The sequence below is a fragment of the Actinomycetes bacterium genome (assembly GCA_035506535.1).
In the GTDB taxonomy this organism is placed as follows: domain Bacteria; phylum Actinomycetota; class Actinomycetes; order DATJPE01; family DATJPE01; genus DATJPE01.
This window is the reverse complement of record DATJPE010000077.1, coordinates 24,518-32,587: the sequence shown is the minus strand read 5'-3', so window position 1 is coordinate 32,587 and position 8,070 is coordinate 24,518. Positions and strand designations below refer to the sequence as shown.

The 8,070-nt window shown below is 72.6% G+C and carries 6 protein-coding genes and 1 tRNA gene; 3 read left to right on the top strand and 4 right to left on the bottom strand.

All coding sequences use genetic code 11. The features are described from left to right. Both VMI11_12935 and VMI11_12930 read left to right on the top strand, forming a co-directional pair. A partial coding sequence (locus VMI11_12935) for a hypothetical protein (GenBank protein ID HTY73313.1) occupies positions 1-2,062 on the top strand: 2,062 nt, incomplete at its 5' end. Between the two features lie 57 nt (positions 2,063-2,119). Beyond that, positions 2,120-2,944: an N-acetylmuramoyl-L-alanine amidase gene (locus tag VMI11_12930; GenBank protein HTY73312.1), complete on the top strand. Its 825-nt coding sequence runs from the start codon at positions 2,120-2,122 to the stop codon at positions 2,942-2,944. A gap of 9 nt (positions 2,945-2,953) precedes the next feature. Here the strand turns inward: VMI11_12930 and VMI11_12925 are convergent, their stop codons facing one another. The 3 genes from VMI11_12925 to VMI11_12915 form a co-directional block, all read right to left on the bottom strand. Then, positions 2,954-4,909 carry a S8 family serine peptidase gene (locus VMI11_12925; GenBank protein ID HTY73311.1) on the bottom strand — a complete coding sequence of 652 codons (1,956 nt, stop codon included), beginning with the start codon at positions 4,907-4,909 and terminating at the stop codon, positions 2,954-2,956. A 170-nt stretch (positions 4,910-5,079) separates the two neighbouring features. Continuing rightward, complete coding sequence (locus tag VMI11_12920; protein HTY73310.1) at positions 5,080-5,640, bottom strand: hypothetical protein; 561 nt, start codon at positions 5,638-5,640, stop codon at positions 5,080-5,082. A gap of 136 nt (positions 5,641-5,776) precedes the next feature. Continuing rightward, positions 5,777-5,849 (bottom strand) — tRNA-Thr (locus tag VMI11_12915). 80 nt (positions 5,850-5,929) lie between these two features. Between VMI11_12915 and VMI11_12910 the strand changes: the two genes are divergently transcribed. Further along, positions 5,930-6,934, top strand: a complete 1,005-nt coding sequence (locus VMI11_12910) for a Gfo/Idh/MocA family oxidoreductase (protein HTY73309.1) — start codon at positions 5,930-5,932, stop codon at positions 6,932-6,934. Here VMI11_12910 and VMI11_12905 read toward each other — a convergent pair. Beyond that, the gene (locus VMI11_12905; protein HTY73308.1) at positions 6,916-7,914 is read right to left on the bottom strand and encodes an ATP-binding protein; all 999 of its coding nucleotides are present in this window, start codon (positions 7,912-7,914) and stop codon (positions 6,916-6,918) included. The genes VMI11_12910 and VMI11_12905 overlap by 19 nt on opposite strands. Positions 7,915-8,070: the final 156 nt, after the last annotated feature.

Sequence of the window (8,070 nt, the reverse complement as noted above, 5' to 3'; positions counted from 1 at the left end):
CGTCGTCCGCGCGATCAGCCCCAAGCACCACGCCACCTCGGGGGCCAAGGTCTCCGCTCGACCGCTCGTCCCGCCGAAGGTCCCGACCGAGGTGAGCACGCTGTCCGGCGACGGCACGGTCGAGGTGAGCTGGCACGACGCGGGCGGCACCGTCCAGGGCTGGCGGATCTACCGCGGCCCCACCTCGGGCGTCTCGTTGACCACCCCGCTGGCGACCCTCAAGGCGGCGGCGCACTCCTTCACCGACAAGGGGCTCACCAACGGCCAGACGCGGTACTACGTCGTCCAGGCCTACGCCGATGCGTTCACGGCTCACTCGAGCGCGGTGCCGGGGACACCGATCCCCGCCCCCTCCGGGGTGACCACGGCGCCGAACGACAAGTCGGTGACGGTGTCGTGGACCGTCCCAGCCGGGGCCGATGCCATCACCGGGTTCCGCGTGTACGTCGGCGCGACCTCGACCGTGAGCATCACCGGGACCCCAGCGGCGAGCACGAGCCACGCCGACGCCCGCAGCCTGCCGGTCACGAAGGACGGCGCCGGCCACCCCCTCGTCAACGGCCAGACCTACTACTTCCGCGTCGTGTCGGTCTCCGCCGGCGGCAAGGCGCCGGCGAGCGCGGTCAGCGCGGTCCCGGTGCCGGCCGTGACCCTGACGGCCACGGCGTCCTCCGGCCAGGTGCTGCTCGCCTGGAACAGCACTGGCCCCGACACGACCGAGTACCAGGTCTTCCGGGGCAACGGCTCCGCGGTCCCGCCCTCGGGAGCGTCGAACACCCCCCTGGCCGAGATCACTGACGGGAGCACGAGCTACGTCGACCTCTCGGTCGGGGCGAACACCACCTACACCTACGTCGTCGTCGCGGTGGCCTCGACGTGGCGGTCCGCGTCACCGGCGAGGTCCGCGAAGACGCCCGCCGTCAACAACGGGCCGGTCCCGAGCGGCTGGGGCGGGAGCCTCGTGCCGACCAACCTCGACTGGCCCTCAGGGGCGATCAAGACCGCCCTCGGAACCCAGCTCACCGACTACCGCTACGTGTTCAACCGCATCGGGACCACCAACGTGGACAAGACCGACACCCTGCACGTCAAGCCCTGCGCGGACATGCGGCTCACCAACACCGGGGGCGGGCCGGTCACGATCAACTCGATGAGCGTCAGCGGGCCGTACGAGCTCGTGTACTCCAACCTCGAGGACGGGTGCCCGGGCGGGACGGCCGTCTCCTTCCCCTACAGCCTCGGCAGCGGATCCTCGATCACCGTCGAGGTCCGGTTCGACTACTGCCGCGGGAACACGCCGGCGACCACGTGCGACGCCAGCAACCTGCCGGCCAAGGGTGTCCAGTACGGCCAGCTCACGATCAACAGCAACGACCCCGGCCACACCGTGGCCACGGCCACGCTGGCGGGGGCGTGGCAGCAGACCGCCGGCGGGGCGGACGAGCTGCCCCTGCAGTCGTTCATCAACCAGGCCCTCGGGATCACGACGCACCTGACCGGCGGCTACGACGCGAACGGTGTGTACAAGGGGATCAACTACGGCAACGGCCTGGTCGTGGCGGTCGGTGACGAGGTCCTGTCGCCGTACTGGCAGGCGAGCGACGGCAGCGTGTCGGTCCGGCAGGTCGTGGCGACCCACACCCAGGGCGGGCACGAGCCGCTCTTCTGGTACCCGCAGGGCAGCCCAGGATCGGCCACCAACTTCCTCAGCCAGGCGGGGACCGACTACCAGACCCTGCTCCCCGGTGGCAGCAACGGGCCGCGGGCCGAGGGCAGCTTCAGCCCGGGTGGCCAGACCTTCGGGTTCCGGACGAACTCGGGGTCGACCGCAGACTGGAGCGACGACACCCTGAACACCGGCACCATGGCCAACGACTACCGCCACGGCTGCCCCACGTCGGGCCCCTGCGGCCATCACATCCGCTTCTACCCGTTGCGCAACGCTTCGGGCGCGATCGTCGCGAACACCTACCTGATGTGCGTGGACTCGCAGGGCGTGAACCTCGACTTCAACGACGAGGACTACATCATCAGCGGCATCACGCCGGCCCCGTCGAACTGAAGCGGCTTCACGACGGCACGAGCGAGGCGCCGCGACCGTTCGGGGTAGCCTCCCACGGTGCATCGACCCGCCCTGCTCGCCGCAGCCCTGACCGCGGCCGCCCTGGCGGCCTCGACCGCGGTGGCCGCGGCACCTACGCCGGTCGCCACCGTCAGCACGAGCCCGGCCCCACAGCGCAGCGTCTCTGACGCCGCGGCCCTGTGGTCCAGCAGGTCGAGCGCCAAGCCACTGTCGGGAGTGGTGATCGCGATCGACCCGGGCCACAACGGCGGGAACTCCTCGCACCTGGCCCAGATCAACCGCCTCGTGTGGATCGGCACCGAGTGGAAGGCGTGCAACACGGTCGGCACCTCGACCAACGCCGGCTTCCCCGAGCACCGCTTCACCTGGCAGCTGGCCAAACGACTGCGGGCTCGCCTGGAGGCTCTCGGCGCCACGGTCCGGCTCACCCGGACCAGCGACACCGGCTGGGGCCCGTGCGTGACCACCCGCGGGCGGTTCGGAGCCAAGGTGCACGCCAACCTGCTGATCAGCCTCCACGGCGACGGGCTCGCCTCCGCCCAGCACGGCTTCGTCGTGATCCGGCCAGGCCGGATCAAGGGCTACACCGACGACATCTACGCGCGGTCGCGCACACTCGCCCTCGACGTCCGCGCCGGGCTCGGGCAGGTCCACCTGAGCCGGTCGACGGCGTACGGCGGCGACGGGCTGGATGTTCGCACCGACCTGGGGACGCTCAACCTGAGCAACGTCCCCGCCGTGCTCGTCGAGCTCGGCAACATGCGCAACGCCCACGACGCGCTGCTGATGTCCTCCCGGACCGGGCAGGCGCGCTACGCCGCCGGGCTCCTCGACGGGATCCGCCGGTTCCTGCGGCGCTGAACCCGGGGCTCAGCCGACACCGATCGACCCGGAGCCGCCGGACTCGGACCCGCCGGACCCGCTCGACCGCGACCGGTGGATCTTGAGGTGGACCGTCGTCATGTCGAGGCGGTGGTAGTGGTGACGCGCCGCTCGTACCCGCACCAGCACCGATGAGAGGTGCGCCCTGCCGCGGACCGTCGTCACGGCTTGGCCGTCCTCGTCGAGGTAGGACACGTACACCACCCCATGGGTGACGACGAAGAGCTTCACGCCCTCGCAGGTCTTGAGGTGGCAGACCCGGTGGCCCCAGCTCGGCGCCAGGTTCAAGGTCAGCCGGTAGCGGTCGAAGCCGGCGCGTGCCGCCGTTCCGGAGAAGGGCACGCGGGCGCCGAGCTTCGTCGTGGCGGCCGCGTCGGTGAAGTCCTGGCTGGACACGACGTCGACCAGGATGGCGAGGTCGCCGGGCGGTACCGAGCGCGCCGGGACGGTGACGTGCGTCGGGATCTTGCCCTGCCGGAACACGGCGAGGTTGTTGTTGAGGACGACGAAGACGACATCGGCGTGGCCGGCGTTGACCTTGGGGTTGGTCCAGCTCACGACGACCGAGCCCCTCGCGGTGAACCGCGCCTTGAGGTGCTGCACCGGCTTGAGCGTGGTCATGCCCGACGAGGTGTCGTCCTGGACGGAGTACCAGACGGGTGGGGACACGAGGTCGCCGCTCGTCGTGTGTGCGGTGACGACGTACCCCGCGGTCGTGACCGGGGTGATGTAGCGCACCGCCGTACCCGGCAGGTCGGTCGTCGTGGTCCCCGAGGGGGCGTAGGTCGTCACCGTGTACCCGGTGACCTTGGCGGTGGCGTCCGGCTCCCACGTGACCAGCGTGTGGTCGATCACGGGGTCGCCGTCGGCGTCGAGGCGGCTCGGCAGCCCGGTCGCGCCGGCGGTGAGGAAGTGGACCGCGACCGGCGCGGGAGCGGCCGCCCCCACGGCGGCCGCCGGATCCACGGCGCCGTAGCCGTACCGCGGGTCGAAGCCGGACGGGCCGAGGTCCTCGGCGGTGTCCTCCAGGCGCGTCTTGACCTGGTCCGGGGTCCAGCCGGGGTGCTCGGCGAGCACGAGAGCGGCCACGCCGGCGACGAAGGGGGAGGCCATCGAGGTCCCGGAGAAGGTCGCGTAGCGGGTCCTCGAGACCGACGTGGGGACCGTGGAGTAGATGTTCGCGCCGGGCGCCGCCAGCGCGACCGTCGGGTCGAAGGAGGACCACGACGTCGTCTGCAGGGTGTTGTCCAGCGCCGCCACGGAGATCGGGTCACCGCAGTCAGCGGGGGCCGAGGGCAGGTCGAGGTCCTCGCCGTCGTTCCCGGCGGCGGCCACCACGACCACTCCGTGGTCATAGGCGTACTTCGACGCGGCGCAGATCGGCGCGACGTCGGACTGGTAGAGCTTGATGTCGTCGAAGCCGAGGGACAGGTTGATGACCTTGGCTCCGTGGTCGGTCGCCCAGTGGATCGCCTCGCCCACCGTCTCGCCGTCCAGCAGCGGGCTGTCCACGTTGATCGGCATGACCTTGGCACCCGGCGCGATGCCCGTGATGCCAGAGCCGTCGTCCTTCGCGGCGATGATCCCGGCGACGTGGGTCCCGTGGCCGTAGGTGTCGGTCACGTCCCCGGCCACGATGCGGCCGGTCTTGTCGAGGTGGGCGCCGGGGACCAGCTGGCCCTGGAGGTCCGGTGCGCTCTCGTCGGCCCCGGTGTCGACCGTCGCCACGACGACGCCGCTGCCGGTCGACTTGGTCCACGCCGCCGCCGCGTGGGTCGAGGCGAGGGACCACTGGGCGCCGGTGCGGTCCGCGCGGACATAGCTGCGCAGCGCCGCGGGGATCGCGGTGGAGGCGGCCGTCGCGGGCGACGTACCGGCCAGCGTCACGAGCCCGAGAAGGCACGTGAGCGCGGCAGCGGAGGCGATGGGTCGGCGTGCGGACATCGGGGTGCTCCAGGTCGAAGGGTCCCGGAGAGTCACCCCGGTCGAGCAGATGGTGTCCGCTCTCCGGTCGACAGCCAAGCGCGCCGGATGAACTTCGCCCCAAAGGCTCTCGTGCAGCGCCTCATCGTACGTGAGAGGGAGCGGGGCGTGAGCACTCGCTGACCCGGCAGTCAGCGAACCTCAGTGCGCCATCCCTCCGCCCGGGTTCGCACCCCGCGAAGCATGGCCCGGGACATGACGAAGTCCGCTGGGACGACGAGGACCAGACCCGCGGCGGTGAGCCACCACGGCTGGGTGACCCATCGCGAGCGGAAGACGAAGCGGGTACGGCTCACCCCGTCGACGGGCAGCAGGACGAAGGCCCACGACCAGTCGAGGCGGGCGACGCCGCTGTCCCGCCAACGCTTGGGCAGGTGGCTGGTCGACCGCAGCACGAGCGAGCGCCCGGGGTCGATCGCCATGACGTGCAGGCCGCACTCGGTCTCGGGCGGACCGTCCGGCACGAAGTCCCCCACCTCGAGGTGCTGCAGCTCGGGGACGATCCGGGTCGCGCTCGGGGCGTTGGCCGGGAAGAGCAGCCGGTCGACCCAGCGCGAGGTGTACCAGCCGCCCCGGTGCCAGCCCATCTGCACCAGCCACGGCCAGACCGTGGCGGGCGGCGCGTCGACGGTCACCGCGTGGGTGGTCACGACATCGGGATGCCCGATGAGGTCGTCGCCGGGCAGGCGCATCGCACGTTCACGCCGGGTCGAACCGTACCGTCCGGCCGAGGTGGACGAGCGCGACCTCCACGACGCACAGGACGGCGGTGGCCGCGAGGGCGATGGTGGTCGCCCTGCTGCGAGACATGCCCCCTCCCAGGACGAGAGCCGACGCCCGGATTCGAACCGGGAACCGCCCGATTACAAGTCGGGTGCGCTGCCAGTTGCGCCACGCCGGCCGGATCCCCGGCCTGTCACCGGGCCCACACCGGGCCAACACCGGGCCACCAATGTAGCCCGCCTGCGACAGGATGGGCCCGTGACGACCACGCCCGCCGCCGCGGCTGCCTTCCGCTGGGGAATCATCGGGACCGGAGGGATCGCCGCGGCGTTCGCCCGCGACGTCGCCCGGCTCCCCGACGCCGAGGTGGTGGCCGTCGGCTCGCGAACCGGCGCCGGCGCGGACGCGTTCGGCGACGAGCACGGCGTGGCGCGCCGTCACGCCAGCTACGAGGAGCTGGTGGCCGACCGGGACATCGACGCCGTGTACGTCGCCACCCCGCACAACAGCCACCGGGACGCGGCCCTGCTCGCCATCGACGCCGGGCACCCCGTGCTCGTGGAGAAGCCGTTCACGGTCAACGCGCGTGAGGCCGAGGAGGTCCTCAACGCCGCTCGGGCGCGTGGCCTGTTCGCGATGGAGGCGATGTGGACACGCTTCCTGCCCCACGTGGTCTCGATCCGGACCGAGCTGGCCGCCGGCACCCTGGGGACCGTGCGGGCCGTCTCGGCCGACCACGGGCAGTACTTCCCGCCCGACCCCGTCCACCGACTCTTCGCACCGGAGCTGGCCGGAGGTGCCCTGCTCGACCTCGGTATCTATCCGGTCTCCTTCGTGTCGATGGTGCTCGGAGCCCCGGAACGGGTCAGCGCGCGCAGCAGCAAGGCCTTCACCGGTGTCGACGCGCAGACCTCGGCGGTGCTGGAGTACGCCGACGGGGCGCACGGTGTCGTGACCACGACGTTGGAGGCCAAGACGCCGTGCCAGGCCTGGATCGCGGGCACCGAGGCCCGGATCGAGGTGGACGGCACCTTCTATGCGCCGAGCGCCTACACGCTGGTCCACCGCGACGGGCGACGGGAGCGCCGCGAGTTCCCCTTCGAGGGACACGGGCTGCGGATGCAGGCCGCCGAGGTGGCTCGCTGCGTCCGGGCCGGGCTGACCGAGAGCCCGGTCCTCCCGCACGCCGAGATCCTCTCGATCATGTCGACGATGGACGAGATCCGGCGCCAGATCGGGCTGCGCTACTCGTGGGAGGGCTGAGGGCTCGCCCCGGGCAGGCGGCACCACACCGCCTTGCCATGCGGGTGGAGCGGGCGGGCGCCCCAGTCCTGGGCCAACGACCCGACGAGCAGCAGGCCGCGCCCGCCTTCGGCCTCACCGCCCGGCGTCGCGCCGCGCGGCAGCTCCGAGGTCGCGTCACGGACCTCGACCGCCAGCCGTTCGGGGCCGAGGGCGAGGTGGACCGAGAGCTGCTCCCCGCCGTAGCGGACGGCGTTGGTGGCCAGCTCGCTGGCCACCAACCGGGCCCGCTCCACCTGGTCGCCCGCCAGACCCCACTCCTGCAGCGTCCTCGCGACGAACTCGCGGGCGCGCCGGACCCCCGCCGGCTCGGCGGTCAGAGGCAGGGTCGCCACGCGGGGCGCTAGGAGGGCGTCCGGTCTGGCGGCGAGCACGGCTGCGCCGGCCGCGGGCAGCCGGTCGAGGAGCAGGCCCGGCAGACCCTCGACGTGCGGCGACACGCCGCCGCGCCACCAGCGCTGCCAGGCGCGGGGGTCGAGCGGACCCGTGCACAGCACGAGCGTCGCGTCCGCCGGCCAGGCGCGGACGCTCTGCCGACGTCCCCCCGTCGAGGCGCCGCCGATGGGCGGACCCGCCTCGCCGGGCGCCACCGCCGAGGCGCCGTCCACGAGCAGCACGCCGAGGTCCCCGGCCAGGGCCAGCTCGAGCGAGCCGTCGACCGGGTCGTGGACGGCGTAGGCGCAACGGGCGATCGCCGCGGGATCGAGGCGGTACAGCGCATCCCCCGCGTCGTCGAGCGCGCGGGCGGGGGGCAGGTCGTCGTCGCCGGCCGCGCGCAGGGCAGCCGCGAGATGGCTGGCAGATCGGCCCGAGGCATCGCCGTCGACGCAGCCGAGGGCGATGGCGACCCGACCCGAGCGAAGCTCGCGGACGGCGCAGAAGGCGGAGTCCCCGTCACGACGCTCCCAGGCCAGCCGGAGGCCGCCTGCTCGGTCCGCCACGACTGACCCCCGTCCCGGCCCCTGCCACCGTCGGCATGCTCTCACGCGGACGCGGAAGCTGCGTCGCGCCGCACGTTTGCCGCTCTGGCTGACAACGAGGGCCCCCAGGCCCGAAGATGGCCGAGCACCATCCCGACGCCGCGGGCGACGGGCACT

Bases quoted from the DNA above. Each gene is read 5' to 3' on its own strand.
- VMI11_12920 (HTY73310.1), bottom strand. From the start codon at position 5,640: ATGCGCCTGCCCGGCGACGACCTCATCGGGCATCCCGATGTCGTGACC.
- VMI11_12925 (HTY73311.1), bottom strand. From the start codon at position 4,909: ATGTCCGCACGCCGACCCATCGCCTCCGCTGCCGCGCTCACGTGCCTT.